The 19,100-nt window shown below is 68.8% G+C and carries 17 protein-coding genes and 1 pseudogene; 5 read left to right on the top strand and 13 right to left on the bottom strand.

The window, feature by feature from the left end; translation table 11 throughout:
• Window positions 1-14 precede the first annotated feature (14 nt).
• The 6 genes and pseudogenes from ACIPWY_RS34090 to ACIPWY_RS34065 form a co-directional block, all read right to left on the bottom strand.
• On the bottom strand, window positions 15-653 hold the full coding sequence (locus ACIPWY_RS34090; protein ID WP_401536361.1) for a GntR family transcriptional regulator: 639 nt from the start codon (window positions 651-653) through the stop codon (window positions 15-17).
• A 63-nt stretch (window positions 654-716) separates the two neighbouring features.
• Window positions 717-1,412 carry an alpha/beta hydrolase gene (locus ACIPWY_RS34085; protein WP_401536359.1) on the bottom strand — a complete coding sequence of 232 codons (696 nt, stop codon included), beginning with the start codon at window positions 1,410-1,412 and terminating at the stop codon, window positions 717-719.
• 283 nt (window positions 1,413-1,695) lie between these two features.
• Window positions 1,696-2,190 carry a hypothetical protein gene (locus ACIPWY_RS34080; protein WP_362907982.1) on the bottom strand — a complete coding sequence of 165 codons (495 nt, stop codon included), beginning with the start codon at window positions 2,188-2,190 and terminating at the stop codon, window positions 1,696-1,698.
• Window positions 2,191-2,360: 170 nt separating this feature from the next.
• Window positions 2,361-3,599, bottom strand: a complete 1,239-nt coding sequence (locus ACIPWY_RS34075) for a hypothetical protein (protein ID WP_401536357.1) — start codon at window positions 3,597-3,599, stop codon at window positions 2,361-2,363.
• A 290-nt stretch (window positions 3,600-3,889) separates the two neighbouring features.
• Window positions 3,890-4,450, bottom strand: a pseudogene (locus ACIPWY_RS34070) (GNAT family N-acetyltransferase); the annotation flags it as partial.
• A 107-nt stretch (window positions 4,451-4,557) separates the two neighbouring features.
• On the bottom strand, window positions 4,558-4,983 hold the full coding sequence (locus tag ACIPWY_RS34065) for a hypothetical protein (protein ID WP_362907984.1): 426 nt from the start codon (window positions 4,981-4,983) through the stop codon (window positions 4,558-4,560).
• Between the two features lie 141 nt (window positions 4,984-5,124).
• On the opposite strand from ACIPWY_RS34065, the gene ACIPWY_RS34060 reads away from it, so the two are divergent.
• Window positions 5,125-5,862 carry a class I SAM-dependent methyltransferase gene (locus tag ACIPWY_RS34060; RefSeq protein ID WP_401536355.1) on the top strand — a complete coding sequence of 246 codons (738 nt, stop codon included), beginning with the start codon at window positions 5,125-5,127 and terminating at the stop codon, window positions 5,860-5,862.
• Window positions 5,863-5,935: 73 nt separating this feature from the next.
• Here ACIPWY_RS34060 and ACIPWY_RS34055 read toward each other — a convergent pair whose 3' ends face one another.
• Window positions 5,936-7,225, bottom strand: coding sequence for an amidohydrolase (locus ACIPWY_RS34055; protein ID WP_362907986.1), 1,290 nt, complete (start codon window positions 7,223-7,225; stop codon window positions 5,936-5,938).
• A gap of 130 nt (window positions 7,226-7,355) precedes the next feature.
• Here ACIPWY_RS34055 and ACIPWY_RS34050 point away from each other — a divergent pair, with 130 nt between their 5' ends.
• Window positions 7,356-8,405, top strand: a complete 1,050-nt coding sequence (locus ACIPWY_RS34050; protein ID WP_401536352.1) for an Lrp/AsnC family transcriptional regulator — start codon at window positions 7,356-7,358, stop codon at window positions 8,403-8,405.
• Between the two features lie 221 nt (window positions 8,406-8,626).
• Window positions 8,627-9,415 (top strand): oxidoreductase, encoded by a 789-nt coding sequence (locus tag ACIPWY_RS34045; RefSeq protein ID WP_393702313.1) that lies wholly within the window; start codon window positions 8,627-8,629, stop codon window positions 9,413-9,415.
• Window positions 9,416-9,525: 110 nt separating this feature from the next.
• Here the strand turns inward: ACIPWY_RS34045 and ACIPWY_RS34040 are convergent, their stop codons facing one another.
• Window positions 9,526-11,016, bottom strand: coding sequence for a hypothetical protein (locus ACIPWY_RS34040; protein WP_401536435.1), 1,491 nt, complete (start codon window positions 11,014-11,016; stop codon window positions 9,526-9,528).
• A 156-nt stretch (window positions 11,017-11,172) separates the two neighbouring features.
• On the opposite strand from ACIPWY_RS34040, the gene ACIPWY_RS34035 reads away from it, so the two are divergent.
• Window positions 11,173-11,766 (top strand): DinB family protein, encoded by a 594-nt coding sequence (locus ACIPWY_RS34035; RefSeq protein WP_393702311.1) that lies wholly within the window; start codon window positions 11,173-11,175, stop codon window positions 11,764-11,766.
• A gap of 112 nt (window positions 11,767-11,878) precedes the next feature.
• Here the strand turns inward: ACIPWY_RS34035 and ACIPWY_RS34030 are convergent, their stop codons facing one another.
• From ACIPWY_RS34030 to ACIPWY_RS34010, 5 genes are all read right to left on the bottom strand, one after another.
• Window positions 11,879-12,658 carry an SDR family NAD(P)-dependent oxidoreductase gene (locus ACIPWY_RS34030; RefSeq protein WP_393702309.1) on the bottom strand — a complete coding sequence of 260 codons (780 nt, stop codon included), beginning with the start codon at window positions 12,656-12,658 and terminating at the stop codon, window positions 11,879-11,881.
• 56 nt (window positions 12,659-12,714) lie between these two features.
• Window positions 12,715-13,248, bottom strand: a complete 534-nt coding sequence (gene cpt, locus ACIPWY_RS34025; RefSeq protein WP_362907992.1) for a chloramphenicol phosphotransferase CPT — start codon at window positions 13,246-13,248, stop codon at window positions 12,715-12,717.
• A gap of 145 nt (window positions 13,249-13,393) precedes the next feature.
• A complete protein-coding gene (locus tag ACIPWY_RS34020) occupies window positions 13,394-15,706 on the bottom strand; it encodes an FdhF/YdeP family oxidoreductase (RefSeq protein ID WP_362907993.1) in 2,313 nt (770 codons plus the stop codon).
• Between the two features lie 343 nt (window positions 15,707-16,049).
• Window positions 16,050-17,051 (bottom strand): cytochrome d ubiquinol oxidase subunit II, encoded by a 1,002-nt coding sequence (cydB, locus tag ACIPWY_RS34015; RefSeq protein WP_362907994.1) that lies wholly within the window; start codon window positions 17,049-17,051, stop codon window positions 16,050-16,052.
• Window positions 17,052-17,063: 12 nt separating this feature from the next.
• Window positions 17,064-18,602, bottom strand: a complete 1,539-nt coding sequence (locus tag ACIPWY_RS34010) for a cytochrome ubiquinol oxidase subunit I (protein WP_401536348.1) — start codon at window positions 18,600-18,602, stop codon at window positions 17,064-17,066.
• A gap of 199 nt (window positions 18,603-18,801) precedes the next feature.
• On the opposite strand from ACIPWY_RS34010, the gene ACIPWY_RS34005 reads away from it, so the two are divergent.
• Complete coding sequence (locus ACIPWY_RS34005) at window positions 18,802-19,020, top strand: DUF1918 domain-containing protein (protein WP_362907996.1); 219 nt, start codon at window positions 18,802-18,804, stop codon at window positions 19,018-19,020.
• Window positions 19,021-19,100: the final 80 nt, after the last annotated feature.

Genomic DNA, 19,100 nt, shown 5'->3' with positions numbered 1-19,100 from the left:
GAGCCCAGCGGCGGTCAGCGGCGCTTGTCGGCGATGACGCGGCGGCTGTTCTCCAGGTGCTGGAAGACGAGTTCCTCGACGAGGGCGACGTCGCGCTCGGCGACAGCGGCGTAGAGGGCCTCGTGCTCCAGCGCCATGGCCAGGAGGTTGTCGTGCCGGCCGAGCAGCCACCGCATCCGGCTGCGCAACGTACCTTCGAGTTCGCTCAGCAACTCGTTGGCCGCCATCGACGTCACGGTCTCGTGGAAGTCGGCCGCCGCGCGCCGGGCGCGAACCGCGTCTCCTGCCCGGGCGGCCGCGAGTTCCTCGTCGAGGTCGGAGCGGAGCCGCTCGAGGCCGACGCGGTCACCCCGCTGCGCGGCCAGACGGAAGGTCATCACCTCAAGGGCCTCTCGGACCTCGTTCAGATCAGCGATGTCCGTAGGCGTGAACTCCCTCACGACCGCCCACGTCCGCGGTCGCGGAGTCACCAGACCCTCGGCGACCAGCACGCGCAGGGCATCACGAACGGGCACGCGACTCACCCCTATTTGTGCCGCCAGCTCGCGCTCGACGAGCTTGCTGCCGGGCGTGCGCACACCGTCGAGAATGTCGTCCCGGAGCTGCCGCGTAACCCGCTCCGACTCCGGCTCGAAGTCCCCAGAACCTGCCATGCCCCGAGTCTCGCACGGGAGCGGAACCATTTGGTGTGACGTCGAGGCGAGGTGGCTCACGCCTCAAGGTGTGCGGGCGAACTCGATGAGGATCCGGGCCGTGCCTTCGGGGTCGATGATCTGATGGAGGTGCTCACCCGGCAGGTGTCCCACGCGCCAGCCGCGTTCGCGCGCTTCGGTGGCGACATCCTCGTACTGCGGGGCGAACAGCAGGTAGGAACACGGGTGGTCGTCCCACCCGTCCGGGACCGGAATGTGCTGCTCGTAGAAGGACAGCGGCAGGGTGGGCTGCTCCTCGATGACGGTCCGACGCGTCGTCGGATCGGAGAACATGGGGGCCACGTCCGCCTCGTCCCACCAGTCGGTCCAGCGCGGCAGTGTGCCGTTCACGGCCATGGGGGTGAGGAACTCCAGTAGCTCCGGTGACGCGACAGGAGTTGGTCCGGTACGGGCCGGCAGCGCGGCATCGACGAAGACCGAGCCGGTCACCGGATGGTCGAGACCCGCGCGCATCACGGGGAGGAACAAGCCCGCGTTGCTGTGTGCCACCAACGTGACGGGGCTGCCGTCCGGGACCTGCCGGAGGTCGTCCCGGACGGCGCTGACGACGCGGGGCCAGAAGGGTGGGGGGCCGGCAGCGACGTGAAGCAGGGACGGCACCCGCACCTGGAGACCCGCCGCCTCCAGGTGTTCAGCTACAGGGTGCCAGGTCGAGGGACCCACGGACGGACTGTGTACGAGAACGAAGACCGGCTGCATGCGACGATTCTGCCGCCCGTCCCACCGGAGATGTGAGGTCTCGGCTGCGAGCAGAATGAAGTACGCGGCGGCCCGATACGGACGACTACCGCAGGAGCGGGTTCCTGGTCAGCTGCATGACGTCCCCGCGGCTGCGCGGGCCGTGATCGGCGGCGACGAGCAGCCGTCAAGCCGGTCCGGTACCTGGGCGTGTGTCCGGCACTCATTCGATCAATCGGACGCGAGTGGCAGGCCGGCGCGAGTGAACGCGGTGCGAGGTCCGCCTCGGTGAGGCGATGTGCCGTCAGGCGTACTTCCAGCGCCAGGCGTTGGAGCTGTACACGCACTTGATGCTCGTGCCGCCCTCGTTGGTGGTGAGGGCGCCGTGATCGCTGTTACGGCAGAACTGGCCCGCCGAGTAGCAGTTCCCTGAGTTGGAGACGATCGAGCAGGTGCCGGTGGTGTCCTGGCTGCCGCTTCCACTGCCGTTGTCGCTGCCTGTGCCGGCGGCGGCCTGGGCGGTCTTCGTGACGGTGACCGTGGGGCGCGGCTTCTCCTTGGCCTTGACGGTCTCGGTGACGGTCGGCGCGGGCTTCGGCGTGGCCGTCACGGTGGCGGTGACGGTCGGCCCGGGCTTGGCCTCGGCGGCGACGGGCTGCTGATCGCTGTTTCCGGCGCCCACTATGAGCGCACCGGTGAGCAGCAGGCCCGACCCGCCGAGCCACACGCGCTTGCGCTTACGCAGCGGACGGGTGTCAACCGGACGCGGTGCGGGCGGCGTTGTGTACGCGTTGGTCATGTTGTCCCCCCTGAGGTGTTACAGGCGGGATCAGGGTAGTACGTGAGTAGAGAACGTGAAGGAAATATGAATATTGAGTGATGCATTCGTGACTGCTATCCCGTGCAGCCGCTGAAGCCTCACTCGGATACGCGTGATGGGGGCCTGCTCGAGCGGCCCGCGGGAGCGGCTCACTGCCGCCGCCGAGCGTGGGCGGCGATGGCGCCCAGCACCTCCGGCATGTCTTGCTCCGGTGCTGCTATCAGTACCTCCGAGCCCCGGCCCGGGCCGTCGAGGACCTCGCAGACGGCGACGAGCGGGTGGGTCGGTTGGGTCTGCCGGTAGCGGGAGTTGTACCAGTGCGTATTCTCAGCTATGCGCGCGCGTGCTTCCTCGTCGAGGTAGGGCTGGATCGAGTACCGGCGTACTGCGCGCGGGTCGCTGCGATACGGGGGCCGTACGGTGACCACCCGCAGTGGGCCCGGCAGCGGCTTCAGCGCCACCTTCGCCGCCGGGTCCGGTGTCGTGCCGATGACGTCGGGTCCCACGTACAGCGGGCCCCTGATGGCGAGCTTCCACGGCCCTGTGCCGGAGACGGCGCCGTCCACCGCGTGCACCTCGACCGGTTCCACGGGCTCCACGTCGCACTTGCGCGGCAGCCGGGTGCGCGTCCACCACCGCAGCCAGAGCAGAGCGGGTGCCAGTAGGGCCACGGCCGCCACCGCGAAGCTCAGCACGACCGCTCGGGGCCGGGGTTCGATCAACGCCGCCAATGCCCCGGCGCCGCCCGCGGTGGCCAGGGCGAGTACGGGTGCGAGCCACTGCCATGCCATCGTCAGTGGGTTGCGCCGACCGCGCGTCAGCAGCCACATCGCCGCCCACAGCGGCCCGAGTCCGAGCCCCCACAGGACGGAGGCCAGGGCCGCGGGTGTAGTGAAGAGCCGGCCCGGGTAGCGGCTGGTGTGTACGACGGACCTGTCGTCGCCGCTGTCCTTCCCGGCCTGGATCATGCGAACCGAGCCGCGCCACCAGAACAGCGTCACCGGCTCCCCGGCCCGCGCCCGCCCGTACACCGAGTCCCGCTCGTCGTGGGAGCGGGTGTCGCTGTAGGCGAGTTCCATCGTGCGGCGGTGGTCGGCCCTGGTCAGTTCCAGGGTGTACTTGGTGCGGGAGCGTTTGAGCGTGTAGTCGGAGTCCCGCACGGTGACGCGTTCGCGCTGCAGGCAGTACGGCTTGCGGTTGAGGTCTCCACACACCTTCAACTGGCTCGTGCGACGACCGTTCTCGACGATGGCCACCTTCGAGAAGTCGACGTCGTCCTGTCGTGCCCGTTGCGCGGACTGCCACAGCGGCCAGGAGGCCCCGAGCAGTACCACGGCAAGCAGCAGGCACACTCCCGCGCGGACGAAGTCCCCGATTCCGGATCTCATATGCCCCTCGCTGCCCGAATCCCCACCCTGGGCCTCACCCTTCGGAGCGAGGTTCGGGAATCCTACTCAGCGGGTGCACGGGGCCCGTAGGCGGATGGGTCCGCCACGCACCGGCCCGATGGCGCCTCACAGCCAAGAGATCCGTGGACCGAGCGCTGACGACTCCCCGGTGCGGCTCGGGGATTCTGTTCTGAGGCGTACGGACACGACCAGGCCCTGGACTTCTCGCCGTACGCCGTCCGCCGCCTGGGCATCGAGCCACCGGCCGGGAGCCGCGACACGGCGTGGCGGAGTCGCATCAGGACCCTCGGGTGGGCGGCCAGCGCCGAGGTGGTCCGAGCGGCGACGGTGAACCCCGCGCGCTCGAAGTTCTTGCGCAGCCCCGCGTACGCCATCGTGAGGTCGACCTTCGCGTCGCCGTTGTCCAAGGGGTAAGCCTCGATCGCCGGTGCGCCCTGTGCGCGGGCGTACTCGACGGTGCCCGTGATGAGAGCGTGCGAGATGCCCTTCTTGCGGTGGCCGGGGCGGTCCCGGATGCACCACAGCGACCACACCGGCAGGTCGTCGACATGGGGGAGCCTGCGGTTGCGCGCGAAAGAGGTGTCCGCGCGTGGTGCGACAGCGGCCCAGTCGACGGGTTCGGCACCGTCGTAGGCGAGAACTCCGAGTGGGGGACCCGTGCGGCACAGCTCGGCGACGTACTCGCCGCGGGCCGGTCCACGGATCTCGTTGTTGAGTTTGGAAGGGATCCGGTAACTCAGTCACCAGCAGACGGTCGACTCGGGCGACTTCGGGCCGACGAGGGTACGGACATCCCCGAAGACCGAAGCCGGGCGAACCTCGATGGTCATGCGGCCAGAAGCTGGCCCGCCGCGATGCGCAGGGCGAGCGGCAGTCTGCCACGGCGTACGTACCGATGCCGCTCGACCTGCGGGGCGAACCGGGGGTGCCATGCGGCTCACCGGGCAGTGATCGCCGGGCGTCGCGGGAGCCGGGTGACGGCGGCCGTTGCCGCGAGGGCGAGTGTGACGCCGACGGCCGTGGCGATGGTCGTGGCCCAGGCCGGTTCGGGGGAGTCGGACAGGACGGCGCCGGTGAGCCGGCTCCCGCCGTACAGGAGGGCCACTGCCGCGAGTGCGGCCGGCCAACGGTGCCGCGCCCCTGTGATGATGTCGTCGATGACGTTCAGGACGACGATCACGGTCATGATGTCGGCGCCGCCGTACTCCTCGTCCCAACCGGCCGCGGTGACCGCCGTCCCGACGGCGATCGACGCCAGCCAGATCCCTGTCAGGCGCGCGTACGACGTGGGTTGACGCCGTTCCGTGCCGCGCGGAAGCCAGAAGAACCGCGTGATGTGCTGGGTGACCCTGTACTTCTCCATGGTCCGCGTCCCCGTTTCCCCGTTGCCGGCTCCTGCCGGCGTCCCGTGGTTGGACACATGACGGCGCGCCGCGGTTGTGCCGAGCGGAACTGGCCGAAAGCTAGCGGGGGTTCACGGATCGTGCCCGATACCTTCGGTCGCATGCCAGATGAGGGATTTGAACATCCACGGCTCGCCGCCGTGTACGACGCGCTCGATCCTGACCGCAGCGATCTCGACGCGTACGTGGGTATGGCGGAGGAGTTCGGAGCGCGTCGCGTGCTGGACATCGGCTGCGGGACGGGAGTGTTCGCGCTGCTGCTCGCCGAACGCGGGATCGAGGTCGTCGGGGTCGACCCCGCGCGGGCGTCCGTCGATGTGGCACGGGCCAAGACCGGCAGCGAGGGGGTGCGCTGGATCTGCGGTGACGCGACAGGGCTCCCGCCGCTGCGGACAGATCTCGCGACCATGACGGCGAACGTCGCGCAGGCCATCGTCGATCCGGTCCTCTGGCAGGAGACTCTGCGCGGGGCGTACGAGGCACTGCGGCCAGGGGGCCGTCTCGTGTTCGAGACCCGGGACCCGGCCAGGCGTGCCTGGGAGGAGTGGAACCGTGAGGAGTCGTACGCGGTGACGCGGATCCCGGGAGTCGGTGCGGTCGAGAGCTGGGTCGAGGTGACCGACGTGAGCCTGCCACTGGTGGCGTTTCGCTGGACCTACGTATTCTCGGCGGACGGTGAGGTGCTGACGTCCGACTCGACCTTGCGCTTCCGTGAACGGCCGGAGATCGAGGAGCAGTTGACCGCTCAAGGCTTCGTGGTCGACGGCGTTCGTGATGCTGCCGACCGCCCCGGCAAGGAGTTCGTCTTCGTCGCACGGCGTCCCGAGGGCCGCGGCTGAGCGCGTTGCCTTACGACCCGATGGCACGGCTCAGCTGCGGCTGACGGGCCCCGAACCGGCTTCGGTGCCGGGTTCACACCGGGTCGAGCCACTCCGCGGCGGCGTCGAGCAGATGCGTGACCCCGTTGTGCAGGGCGGGATCCGCCACCGGTGCGAAGAAGGGCGAATGGTTGCCGTGCACGGTGGACGGCTGTTCGCCGGCCGGATCGGCTCCCTCCCAGCTGCTGGGCTCCGTACCGCCGAAGAACCAGAAGACGGACGGACACCCGGCCGCTGCGGCGAGCAGACCGAAATCCTCGCTGCCCGACAGCGGGGAGCGCAGGGTGTGCACCTGGGCGCCACCCGCCCCGAGCGCCTGCATGACGCGCTCCGTCGCCCCGTCCGAATTGACCGTCAGGGGAAAGGAGTTGAGCTCACTGAACTCCGGGGGGTGAGGCGCTCCGGAGGTCGCCGCCTCACCTTCGACGGTACGGCGCACCGCGGCGAGCACCCGCTCACGCACGGCGGCGTCGAACGTCCTGATATTGATCTTGAGCTCGGCCTCGTCGGGGATGATGTTCTCCTTGGTGCCGGCCCGCAGCGAGCCCACCGTGACCACCGCCGACTCCGTCGGCGAGACCTCGCGGGCCACAATGCCCTGCAAGCGCATGACGGTCGCCGCCGCCATGACCACGGGGTCGACCGTGGTGTGCGGAGCCGAACCGTGCCCGCCGCGCCCGAGCAGACGCGCCCTGAGACTGTCCGCCGCGGCCATCACCACGCCGGGGCGCGTGGCCACCGAGCCCAGGGGAAGCGGCCCCACATGCTGTCCGAGCACCACGTCGGGCAGCGGGAAGCGCTCCAGGAGACCGTCGGCCAGCACGGCCCTGGCCCCGGCGGCTGTTTCCTCCCCCGGCTGGAAGACCGCCAGGACGGTGCCGCGCCAGAGGTCCCGGTGCGCCGCCAGCTGGCCGGTGGCGCCGAGCAGGGCCGCCGTGTGCAGATCGTGGCCGCAGGCGTGCATGAGCGGCACCTGGTCGCCGTCCGGCGACACCGCCGTATCCGTGGACGCGTAGTCGAGCCCGCTCGCCTCGCGTACCGGGAGGCCGTCCATGTCGGCCCGGAGCGCGACCACGGGTCCTTCGCCATTGCGCAGCAGCCCGACCACCCCCGTACCACCGACGCCCTCCGTGACCTCCCAGCCCTGCCCGCGCAGCGCCGCGGCGACGACCCCTGCCGTGCGGTGCTCCTGCATGGACAGCTCGGGATGGGAGTGCAGATCGCGGTAGATCAGGCCGAGTCCGGGCAGCCGGGCGTCGAGGCCGTCCCGCAGGGCAACGCCTTCGCGCGGCGCGGCAGCGGTCCGGGATCCGTCGGTCTCCATGTCAGTCCTCCCAGGTCTCCGGCGAGGTCCGGGGGTCGGGGGTCGACACCGGGGCCGAAGTGAGTCCAGGATGGGGATCGTTGATCACTCGACCGTGGCAACGCTGGAATTCGACGGAGACGTGTGCGTCATGCCCGATAGCAGCATTGAGGCCCCTCCACGCCGCCGGGATGCGGCGGCCGGTTCGCTTCAGGAATCGGACCTGGCGTTGATCGAGGCCCTCCAGCACAGCCCGCGTGCCCCCTGGTCACAGATCGGTCCTGCACTCGGCGTGGATGCCACGTCCGCGGCCCGGCGCTGGCACCGACTGGCCGGCCAGGGGCTTGCGTGGCTGACGGCCTACCCGTCCGCGAGCACGACGAGCTTCGCCTACGTCGACGTACGCTGCCGACCGGACACCGTCGACGAAGTCACGCGCCACCTGTGCGCGCTGCCGCAAGTCCTCAGCGTCGAGGAGGTGACGGGTGACTTCGATCTCTTCCTGACCGTGGCCGCCCCGACGCCGGCCGCCCTCGCGGCCCTGGTCCGCCGGGACCTGCCCACCGCGCCCGGCGTGGAGGCGACGGCCGTCCACCTCGGCCTGCGCCTCTACCAGGAGGGGAGCGGCTGGCGCATGCGCGCCCTGGACCGGCAGCAGCGCTCACTCCTGGTGCCTCAGCAGCAACCGCCGCATCGTTCCCGGACCGCGGCCACCGCCGACGCGGCACTCATCGCCGCCCTAGGCCAGGACGGGCGGCGAAGCCACCAGGATCTGGCCCGAGATCTTGATGTCAGCGAGGCGACGGTGCGCCGGGGACTCCAGCGGCTGGTGGAGACGCGGTCCGTCCACTTCCGCTGCGACTTCGCCCAGAGCGCCGCCGGCTGGCCGCTCACCGCCACCTACCGCATCGACCTTCCCGCCCACCGACTGACCGCGGCGGCACGCACGCTCGGCCTCATGCCCGAGGTCCGGCTGTGCAGCGCCGTGAGCGGAAGCGCGGGCTTCCTGGTCATCGCATGGCTGCGCACGACGGAGGATGTCACGGGGTTCGAGGCCCATATGTGTGAGCAACTACCGGATCTGCGCGTGGTCGACCGCACGGTCACGCTGATCACCGCCAAGCGCATGGGCCGACTGCTCGACCCGCACGGCCGGGCGGTGGGCCATGTCCCGTGGGACGGCCCGCGCACCACTGTGTGAGGGGAGGCGGCGGCGTGCTTCCTGCATCAGCCGGCCTGCATCAGCAGTGGGCCGCGATCGTGACCGATCCTGCCAGGGCAGACCGACTACAGCGCCATGTCCCCCATTTCGTGCCACACGGCGTTGCCGCGCGTCGCGCCGCGCGCGCCCTCGGAATCCGTATCGTGAAACGCCGTCCCGTTCGTGCGGTGGCCGGGCCGCTCGGCGCAGAAAGGCGTCCCATGGAATTGAAGCTGCAGGGCAGAACCGCGGTGGTGACCGGTGCGAGCAAGGGCATCGGACTGGCGATCACCAAGGCCCTCGTGGCCGAAGGAGTCCAGGTGACGGCCGGGGCGCGCCATGTGGGCGGCGAACTGGCCGACCTCGCCCGGGCAGGGTCCGTCCGGGCCGTCGAGGTGGACCTGGCGACTCCGGACGGGCCCGCCGCGCTCGTCGAGGCGGCGGCCTCCGCCTTCGGACCACCCGACATCCTCGTCAACAACGTCGGTGCGGTCCGGCCACGCACCGGAGGGTTCTCGTCCGTCACCGACGAGGACTGGACGACCACCCTGAACATCAATTTCCTCGCCTCCGTACGCGCCACCCGCGAGGTCCTGCCGCTGATGCTCCGGCGCACCGGCGGGTCGATCATCACGGTCGCGTCCATCAACGCCCGTCTGCCCGACCCGCTCGTGATGGACTACTCGGCGGCGAAGGCGGCCCTGCTGAGCTTCAGCAAGTCCCTGTCCAAGGAGCTGGGACCGCGCGGCATCCGGGTCAACACGGTCAGTCCGGGTCCTGTCGTCACGGACATGTGGCTTGCGAAGGACGGTGTGGCGGCAACTGTCGGTCAGGCCGGGGGTCTTGAGGCGGACGCGGTCGTCGAACAGGTCGCGGGCGGCGCCGCGACGGGCCGCTTCACCCGCCCCGAGGAGGTCGCCGAACTCGTACTGCTCCTGGCCTCCGACCGAACCGCGAACGTCACCGGCTCCGACTTCGTCATCGACGGGGGCATGATCACCACGGTGTGACGACACCGCGAACGGGCGGCCCTCGACCGCGCCGACGTCGGGTCAGTTCGACGCCGGCGGTCTCAGTCGGTCTCAGGTGGCTCGGGCGGTATCAGGCAGGCTAGTCGGTCTCAGGGGGCGATTCCCACCCCGTCGATCCGGCTCCAGGACCTCTCCTGGGCGGCGGTCATGGCCGGCCAACGCAGGCCGCCCGGCCGTGGGTTGACCCGTGACGCGTAGGAACTGGGAGAGAAGGCCGGATCGTAGAAGCAGCCGGTGCCGTACCTGCGGTCGAACGCGGTGCACGAGGCCGCGATCGAACTCGGTGCCGGCCTCTTCCCGGTCCGCACCCAGGAGTCCAGTGCGGAGATCGAGTTGGCGTACTCGGAATTGCTCAGCTCACTGTGTTCGCTCTCCCGCGTGAACGTCTGCACCAAGTGCCGTTCCCGATGGGCGCCTTGGAGCCCGGCCCGGTAGGCCGCCTCGTGCTCGACGAACGCGGTGGGGTCGTCGATCGCGTGCATGGTGAGAACGGGGATGGTCACCTTGCCGGTGAGGTCGCTGTCGTAGGACAGGTCACGCACGGCGCTCGGGTCGCCCGAGAACCGCTCGACCCCGGCGTTGAGCGCCCGGTCGTCGTGGGAACCGGAATACCGTACGCCCTGATTGCTGAACGGATTGCGCCCGCCCAGGCGGCTCTGCACGATGTCGCGGAACGTGAACGTGGCGAACCGCAGGTGTGACTCGAGGGTGCGCTCGGGGATCTTCGTGACCGCGAGGATGTCATCGAGGTTGCGCTGCTGAGCCGCCGTCCGCTCCTTGGGGTCCGAGGCGTACCCGGTGCACTCCTGAAGGCGCGCCCGCAGCCCTGTGGCCGTCATGGTCGAGTCGGGGCGCAGCCCTTCCCACAGCGGGTACTGAGGCTCGCTGGGCCGAGGATGGTTGCGGCAGTAGTACTGATAGACCACGCGCAGGTCGACCCGGTAGTCGTACCCGCGTGAGCCGCCCGCGAGAACGCCGCTGGTGAGCAGCGCTCCGTCGTACGGGCCGTGCTTCGCCGCGCCGTAGGTCTCGACGACCTTGGCGGCGACGTTGCCGCCCCAGGACTGGCCATGAACGTAGGTCCGCCTCGGCTTCCCGAATTCGGTCACGAACAGACGACGCAGATGCTCGGTGTCGGCGGCGGCCATCCGGGTCCCATAACCGCCACGCCGATACGACGAACCGGCCCAGGCGTAGCCTTCGTCCACCATCACCGCCCAGCGGCTCAGGTCGTCGACGCTGCGGTCCGGATCGGAGCCCGCGCCGAGGTCGGGGCCGCCGTGGGCGTGCACCACGAGCGAGCCGTTCCATGCTTCGGGGACGGCGATCGCGTAGTAGGCGCCGTTCGAGTCCTGGCCGGTGTAACAAGTGGCTTTCCCGGCCAGATTCGCGGGGCAGGCGGCGGACGCCGGTCCGCTCGTGGCGGTGGCCGGTGAAACGGAAGTCGAACCTGAAGCCGGTACGGGAAGTGCGCAGGCCACGAGACCCGCGATCCCCGCAACCGCCGCCGCGCCTCGGAGACGCCGAAGGCCCCAACGCCCGGACCTCCTGCGGAAACCCGATGCGATCCGTCTGGTCATGCCCATGCGGCTACTCCTCGTCCTGCGGCGCGCACCGTTGCGCGGCGGGGGAGATGCTAGGGACGGCGGAGCCGGAATCCCATGACGTGACCAGTAGCGTTCATAATGTTCGCCGGATAAGGGCGACGACGATCGCGTGGGCGGCAGACTTGCCCCATGACCGCATCGGATCCCAAAGCTGACCTTCACTTCTATCTGCAATCCGCCCGCGACGCACTGCTGTGGAAGCTCGAAGGGCTCTCCGAGTACGACGTCCGCCGCCCGCTGACACCCACCGGAACGAATCTGCTCGGCCTGGTGAAACACGCGGCCTGCGTGGAACTCGGCTACCTCGGTGACACCTTCGGGCGGCCGTCCGGCGAGCCGTTGCCCTGGGTCGAAGAGGGCGCCGAGCCCAACGCGGACATGTGGGTCACCGCCGAGGAGTCACGCGAGTTCGTCGTGGAGCTCTACCGGCGGGCGTGGGCGCATGCCGACGCGACGATCGACGCGCTGCCGCTGGCCACGGTCGGCAAGGTGCCGTGGTGGCCCAGCGGCAGGGACGAGGTGACGCTGAACCATGCCGTCGTACGCGTCATCGCCGATACGCACCGCCACGCCGGGCACGCCGACATCATTCGCGAACTCGTCGACGGCGCTGTGGGGATGAACAAGGGCAGCGACAACATGCCCCCGGGCGACCCGGCGTGGTGGAAGGACCATTGTGACCGACTGGAGCGCGCGGCTCGGGAAGCCGACCGCGATGCGTAGTTGATTTCAACTGGCGGGATTTCCAACCGGCAGGCTTCCAGCTGACGCGTTTCCAACTGGCGTGATGTCTACGGCAGTTGGGCCCGTCCTGGGCCGTTGGTGCCCCGGGCGGCTAGTGAACCGAGAATCCGCCGTCGACGAAGAGCGCCTGGCCGGTGACGTAGGCGGATGCCGGGCCGGCCAGGAACACCGCGGCTCCGGCGAAGTCCTCGGCCAGGCCGTTGCGACCGACCATCGTGCGGGCGGCCAGCGCGGCCACCTTTTCCGGGTCGGACGACAGGCGCGCGTTGAGCGGGGTCATGACGAAGCCCGGCACGAGTGTGTTGCAGGTGACGCCGTGCGGCGACCACGCCTCGGCCTGCGAGCGGGCCAGCGCCTCCAGGGCGCCCTTGGACACCCCGTACGCGCCGCTCTGGACGAACGCCCGGTGCGCCTGCTGAGAAGTGATGTGGATGATCCGCCCGAAGCCGCGCTCGGCCATGCCGGGGCCGAACCGTTGGCCGAGCAGGTGGGGCGCCTCCAGGTTCAGCGCCATCGTGGTGTCCCACACCTCGTCGCCGAGCTCGCTCATCGGGGGCCGCAGGTTGATCCCGGCGCTGTTGACCAGGATGTCGGGTTCGCCGAACACTCCGGCCGCCTGCTCCGCCGCCGCGCGCACCCCGTCGCGGGTGCTCAGGTCCGCGCTCACCCAGGCCGCCCGGCAACCTTGTGCCGTCAACTCATCGGCGGTGGCGACGAGTTCGGCCTCCTTGCGGGCCACGATCACCACACTCGCCCCGGCGCGCGCGAGCGCCCCGGCGATGGCCTTGCCGATGCCGGAACTGCCGCCGGTCACCACAGCGGTCCGGCCGTCGAGGGAGAACAGTTCGGAGAGGTAGTTCTGCGAGGTCATGACCGCACCCTAAACGGCGCCTTCATGGTGACAGCGCCCGGGCCGTCCCCCAGAAGTCACTTGACCTGGGCCGCGATGGCCCGCGCGCACTGCGAGGACTCGGTGTGCGTGGTGTCCACCTCCAGGTCGTAGACAACGCCCCGGTGGACCGTCTCCGCCTGCGATACGGCCATCCCCTGGGCCCGGTCCCCGCGGAGCAACTCGCGGCCCGCGGCGACCTCGCTGTCGCACCTGACGCCCACCCACAGCACGCTCAGTCCGCCCAGAGCCTTCTGCCACCGCTGTTGGGACTCCGACCCGCCGAGGAAGACGTCATCGATGACGATCCGGGCGCCTGCACCGGCTGTCGCCGCGACCCCCTGCATCCATGCTGCTTCCAGCTCCCGGAACACCGTCCCGATGCTGACCCCGCCGGCCGAGGCGACTTCGATTCCTTCCCCCGATTCCCGCATGGACGGGGGCATCGCCTCGATCAGCGAGTCGATCCCGAAGGTGAGCCACGGATCCGGGAGCACCGCCTGCAGACTTCGGGCGATCGCGGACTTGCCCGAGCTGGACCCACCGTTCAACACGATCACCTGAGTCGTCACCGAGTCAGGTTAGCGGCACCCGCCACGGCCGCCGGAGCGGATTTCTGCAACTGCGGCGGCATGGCCGAGTGCACGCTCATCGAACGCGGCGGAGCCCCGGTCGGTCGTCAGCCCGGCCGGCGCCCCGCCATCACGCGTTCTCCGGTCAGGTGGCGGCTTCGATCGTCACCTTGACGTGCTTCATGATCGGCTGGTCGCTCTGCGTGCTGTAGTCGACTAGGGCGCACAGCACGTTCATCTCGGGCATGTACCCGGCCGCGCAGCCGCGCGGGATGTCGTACGGGATGGCGAGGTAGCCGTTGAGGTAGCGGTGGCTGCCGTCCCTGGCGGTGCTGGTGATGTCGACGGGTTCGAACTCGGAGATGCCCCGCTCGCGCATGTCGGCCTTGTTCATGAAGACGAGCTCGCGCAGGTTCTTGATGCCGCGGTAGCGGTCGTTGTCCGAGTAGATCGTGGTGTTCCACTGGTCGTGGGAGCGCATGGTGCCCAGTGCCAGGGTGCCGGGCGCGGGTACGACGTCGGGCAGGGCGGCGTCGGAGAACTCCGCGCCGCCGGACGGGGTGAGGAAGACCAGTTCGCGGGCGGGCTGCTTCAGGCGGAACCCCAGGGGCAGGCGTACGCGGCGGTTGAAGTCCTCGAAGCCGTCGAGCGCATGGGACATGGTGTCGCGGATGCGGTCGTAGTCCTCGATGTACCACTCCCACGGGGTGGAGCTGGCAGGCAGGGCCGCGCGGGCCATCCCGGCGACGATCGCGGGCTCGGACAGCAGGTGCGGCGACGCGGGGCGCTTCATGCCGACGGACATGTGCACCATGCTCATCGAGTCCTCGACGGACGTGCTCTGGATGCCCTTGCGCTGGTGGTCCTTCTCGGTGCGGCCGAGGCACGGCAGGATGAGCGCCTGGCGGCCATGGACGAGGTGGCTGCGGTTGAGCTTGGTGCTCACCTGGACCGTGAGGTCGCAGTTGCGCAGGGCCTCGTACGTGATCGGCGAGTCGGGCGCGGCGAGGGCGAAGTTGCCGCCCATGCCGACGAACACCTTCACATCGCCCCGGCGCATGGCCTGGATGGTGCCGATGGTGTCCAGGCCGTGCTCACGCGGCGGGTCGATCTTGCAGCTCGCGGCGAGGCGGTCCAGGAACGCGTCGTCGGGGCGGTGATCGATGCCGCAGGTGCGGTTCCCCTGGACGTTGCTGTGACCACGCACGGGGGAGGGGCCCGCCCCTTCACGGCCCAGGTTGCCGCGCAGGAGAAGGAGGTTGATGATCTCGCGGACGGTGTCGACGCCGTGCTCGTGCTGGGTCACACCCAGACACCAGCTGACGATGCTGCGGTCGGCATCGCAGTACACGCGCGCCGCTTTGAGGATGTCGTCGCGGCTGACCCCGGACTGCCTCTCCAGCTCCTCCCAGGACGTGTTCTCGCACAGCTCCCGGTACGCGTCGAAGCCGGTGGTGTGGCGGTCGATGAACTCCTGGTCCAGCGCCTTGGGGTCCAGCTTGGACTCCTCGATCACCGCCTTGGCCATGCCGCGCAGGAGCGCCAGGTCGCCGCCGATCCGCACCTGGAGGTTCAGGGTGCTGGTCTTGGTGGTCTTGAACAGCGCCATGTCCAGGAAGTCGTGCGGGACGATGGTGCGGGTGGCGGCCGCTTCGACGAGCGGGTTGATGTGCACGATCTGCGCGCCGCGGTGGTACGCCTCGGCGAGGGCGGTGAGCATCCTGGGCGCGTTGGAGGCGGCGTTGACCCCCATGATGAACAGGGCGTCGGCGCTCTCCCAGTCCTTGAGGTCGACGGTTCCCTTACCGGTTCCCATGGACGCCGTCATGGCGCGTCCGCTGGCCTCGTGGCACATGTTGGAGCAGTCGGGCAGGTTGTTCGTGCCCAGCTCGCGGGCCATCAACTGGTAGAGGAACGTGGCCTCGTTCCCGAGCCGGCCGGACGTGTAGAAGGAAGCCTGGTTCGGGTTCTCGAGCCCGCGCAGCGTGCTGCCGACGAGCTCGAACGCGTCCTTCCAGCTGATGGGGACGTAGTGGTCCGTATCGGGGTCGTAGACCATCGGCTCGGTCAGCCGGCCCTGGTCCTCCAGCTCGAAGTCGCTCCACTCGAAGAGCTCGGTCACCGAGTGGGCGGCGAAGAAGTCGCGCTCGACGCGCTTGCGCGTCATCTCCCACGTGACGTGCTTGATGCCGTTCTCGCAGATGTCGAGCTTCAGGCCCTTGGTGTCGTCCGGCCACGCGCAACCGGGACAGTCGAAGCCCGTGTTCTCGTGGTTCATCTTCATGATCGCCCGCGGGCCGTCGACCAGTTCGCGTTCGCGCACGAGGAACTGAGTCACGCTCTTCGCGGCACCCCAGCCGGCCGCCGGGTGGTGGTAGGGGTGGTACTCCGGATCCTCCTTGGGGATCGGCCCGACCCTGGGTTCCAGTTCTTCCGGCGCCTCACTGTCGATGCTCAAGAGACTCAACCCTTCGACCATGCAATTAGGGGCATAAGCCGACAAAATTCCAGTTCCAGCCAGGCTATGCCGGTCGATCAATGGGCGCCACCTGCCCGGGGACACCGTCGCCTGCGGCAACCAGCTCGTCCGATTGCTCTTCACGTTGTCCTATGGCGCGGAGCCGTCCGAGGCGAGCGCCCGGGGGTGTCGCCGGCCCGCGGACGGGTGCCAGACACACAGAGCGGAGCGCACCACCGGCCACGCCATAGACGCCCAGCGCGGCCGTGCCGGTCACGGTCAGCCCCGCGATCAGGGCGTCAGGCCCGCCGAGCGTGCGGCGGCGCGGACCCGGCCCGCCTGGTCAGTGACCCACCGGGATGTGCTGGACGCCGATCCGCCGGCGGAAGACCCAGTACGTCCAGCTCTGGTAGATCAGCACGATCGGTGTGAACACCACCGCGACGATCGTCATGACCTTCAGCGTGTACGTCGACGAAGCGGCGTCGGCGACCGTCAGGGACCAGTCGGGGTTGAGCGTCGACGGCATGACGTCCGGATACAGGGCGAGGAAGAGCATCGCGAACGCCGCCACGACGGTCAGCCCCGACAGCATGAATGCCCAGCCGTCACGCCCGAGCCGGGTGACGACGAGCGCCCCGGCCAGCGCCGCGAGCGCCACGATCATCACGGCCAGACTCCAGCCGTTGCCCGAGTCCACCTGCGTCCAGATCAGGAAGGCCGACGCCAGCATTCCGGCCAGCGCCCCGAGTTGAGTCGCCCGCGTCCTGGCCCGGTCACGGATCTCGCCGAGCGTCCTCAACGCGGTGAAGACCGCGCCGTGGGCGACGAACAGCACCAGCATCATGAAGCCGCCGAGGATCGCGTATCCGTTGAACAGGTCCCCGAGGCCGCCCACGTACGACTTGTCCGCGTCGATCGCGAGACCGCGGACCACGTTCGCGAAGATCAGGCCCCAGAGGAACGGGGGCACCAGCGAGGTCCAGAAGGTGGCCCCCTCCCAGTTGCGCTGCCAGCGCGCGCCGGACTGCTTGGCCCGGTATTCGAAGGCCACGCCCCGCACGATCAGACAGAACAGAATGATCAGCAGCGGGATGTAGAAGCCGCTGAACATCGTGGCGTACCAGTCCGGGAAGGCCGCGAAGGTCGCACCGGCGGCCGTGATCAGCCAGACCTCGTTGCCGTCCCACACCGGACCGATGGTATTGATCAGGACCCGGCGCTCGGTGCGGTCGCGGGCCAGCAGCTTGGTGAGGACGCCGACCCCGAAGTCGAAGCCCTCGAGGAAGAAGTAGCCGATCCACAGGACGGCGATCAGGATGAACCAGAGATCGTGGAGGTGCATGACGATCCGTCCTCAGTACGCGTGGGCAAGGGGCCGGTCGGCGTCCTGTGCGGAGGGCCCGCGCAGGGTCGGGTCCTTGGTCGGCGGCTGTTCACCGGAGTCCGGGCCGGCCATGGCGTACTTGGCAATGAGCTTCACCCAGATCACCGCAAGTACCGCGTAGAGCACGGTGAACGCGGTCATGGAGCCGATCACCGTGCCGGTCGTCACGTGGGGGGAGTCGGCTTCGGAGGTGCGCATCAGGTGGTAGACCACCCAGGGCTGGCGGCCCATCTCGGTGAAGATCCAGCCGAAGCTGTTGGCGACCAGCGGGAACGCCATGGTGAGGATGCCGACGCGCCAGCTCCACCTGGTGAAGAAGGCGTTCATCTCGACCTTGTCGGTGAGCATCAGCATCGGCGGCTCGTCGTCGTCGGTCTTGCGCGCCTGCGTCAGCCAGAACCTCCGCCGCGTGGTCCACAGACCGATCAGGCCGACCACGAAGCTGGTCATCCCGAAGAAGATCATCAGGCGGAAGCCCCAGTACGTCATGAAGATGTTCGGGATGTAGTCCGCCGGCTCACCGCCGAACTCGGCCGCCTGGTCACGGGCCCTGTCGTTGATGCCGGGGACGGGGGAGTGGAAGTTGTCCTTGGCGAGGAAGGACAGCAGGCCCGGGATCTCCAGCGCGACGGTGTTGTGCCCCTCGGAGACGTTGCCGATCGAGAAGATCGAGAAAGGGGCCGGACCCTGTGTGTCCCAGAGCGCCTCGGCGGCAGCCATCTTCATCGGCTGCTGATCGAACATGACCTTGCCCAGACGGTCGCCGCTGAGCGCGGTGCCCAGCCCTGCCACCACCGCGATGATCAGACCGACCCGCAGCGAGGTGCGCATTGGCGCGATGTTCTGGCGGTTCGTCTCCTTGCCGCGCTTGGCGCGCAGCAGGTGGTACGAGGAGATGCCGATCACCAGAGCCGAGCCGGTGAGGAACGCCGCGGTCACGGTGTGGAACATCTGCACCTGCGTGGTGTTCTGGAACAACACCCGGCCGATGTCGGTGAGTTGGGCCCGCCCGGACTCCTTGTCGATCCGATAGCCGACCGGGTGCTGCATAAAGGAGTTGGCCGCCAGAATGAAGTAGGCGGAGAGCAAGGTGCCGATGGCGACAAGCCAGATGCACGCGCAGTGCAGTTTCTTGGGAAGTCTGTCCCAGCCGAAGATCCACAGGCCGATGAACGTGGACTCGAAGAAGAAGGCGATCAGTGCCTCCATCGCCAGCGGCGCACCGAAAACATCACCGACGAAGCGCGAGTAGTCGGACCAGTTCATGCCGAACTGGAACTCCTGGACGATGCCGGTGACGACCCCCATCGCGATGTTGATGAGAAAGAGCTTTCCCCAGAACTTCGTGGCGTGGAAATACTTCGGTTTGGCCGTCCGCACCCAGGCCGTCTCGAATCCCGCGACGATGGAAGCCAGACCGATCGTCAGCGGGACGAAGAGGAAGTGGTAGACGATGGTGATGCCGAACTGCCATCGTGCCATGGTCTCTTGAGCGACTGCTAGTACCACTGCACCTTCTCTCGGCCGGATTTCCCCGCATTCGGGCAAAAGCTATCTTTAGCACAGAGCGGCATCGGGCTGGATGGAGCTGAGGCTGGGCACGAGTGGGGAATTCCGCTCCGCTTGCGGATCGACAACCATCGGGATTGAGTGGATACGGTGCCCCCATCCGAGGCGTCGGAAGCTGTCAGCATTAGAGGCTGATCACATGGAAGCCAAGAAGGGCGATTATCTGACCCTGCACAGCCCGAGGGGCGACAGGACCGTGAGAGTCAATGAGATCATTCCTGGCGGGAGCAGGGTTCTCTATCAAGTGACCTTCGCGGACGGCCATACCGCTGTGGTCGCACCGGGCCCGAGCGTGGAAAAGACAGGTGGCAAGCGCCAGACACACGTGGTTGATGTATCCGGGTCGCCATATCTCTGACAGACGATCTCTCACAGACGCGTCTGACAGACGATCTCTCACAGACGCGAGAGTCGGGAGCCCTTGATCATCAAGGGCTC

It is taken from the genome of Streptomyces sp. NPDC090032, assembly GCF_044748025.1.
GTDB lineage: Bacteria > Actinomycetota > Actinomycetes > Streptomycetales > Streptomycetaceae > Streptomyces.
Note: the sequence above shows the minus strand (reverse complement) of the source record. Positions and strands in the feature narration are given on the sequence as shown.

Bases quoted from the DNA above. Each gene is read 5' to 3' on its own strand.
- ACIPWY_RS34065 (WP_362907984.1), bottom strand. From the start codon at position 4,983: ATGGAGAAGTACAGGGTCACCCAGCACATCACGCGGTTCTTCTGGCTT.
- ACIPWY_RS34060 (WP_401536355.1), top strand. From the start codon at position 5,125: ATGCCAGATGAGGGATTTGAACATCCACGGCTCGCCGCCGTGTACGAC.
- cydB (WP_362907994.1), bottom strand. From the start codon at position 17,051: ATGCACCTCCACGATCTCTGGTTCATCCTGATCGCCGTCCTGTGGATC.
- ACIPWY_RS34035 (WP_393702311.1), top strand. From the start codon at position 11,173: ATGACCGCATCGGATCCCAAAGCTGACCTTCACTTCTATCTGCAATCC.
- ACIPWY_RS34045 (WP_393702313.1), top strand. From the start codon at position 8,627: ATGGAATTGAAGCTGCAGGGCAGAACCGCGGTGGTGACCGGTGCGAGC.
- ACIPWY_RS34005 (WP_362907996.1), top strand. From the start codon at position 18,802: ATGGAAGCCAAGAAGGGCGATTATCTGACCCTGCACAGCCCGAGGGGC.
- ACIPWY_RS34050 (WP_401536352.1), top strand. From the start codon at position 7,356: ATGCCCGATAGCAGCATTGAGGCCCCTCCACGCCGCCGGGATGCGGCG.
- ACIPWY_RS34030 (WP_393702309.1), bottom strand. From the start codon at position 12,658: ATGACCTCGCAGAACTACCTCTCCGAACTGTTCTCCCTCGACGGCCGG.
- ACIPWY_RS34090 (WP_401536361.1), bottom strand. From the start codon at position 653: ATGGCAGGTTCTGGGGACTTCGAGCCGGAGTCGGAGCGGGTTACGCGG.
- ACIPWY_RS34055 (WP_362907986.1), bottom strand. From the start codon at position 7,225: ATGGAGACCGACGGATCCCGGACCGCTGCCGCGCCGCGCGAAGGCGTT.
- ACIPWY_RS34075 (WP_401536357.1), bottom strand. From the start codon at position 3,599: ATGAGATCCGGAATCGGGGACTTCGTCCGCGCGGGAGTGTGCCTGCTG.
- ACIPWY_RS34085 (WP_401536359.1), bottom strand. From the start codon at position 1,412: ATGCAGCCGGTCTTCGTTCTCGTACACAGTCCGTCCGTGGGTCCCTCG.
- ACIPWY_RS34080 (WP_362907982.1), bottom strand. From the start codon at position 2,190: ATGACCAACGCGTACACAACGCCGCCCGCACCGCGTCCGGTTGACACC.
- ACIPWY_RS34040 (WP_401536435.1), bottom strand. From the start codon at position 11,016: ATGACCAGACGGATCGCATCGGGTTTCCGCAGGAGGTCCGGGCGTTGG.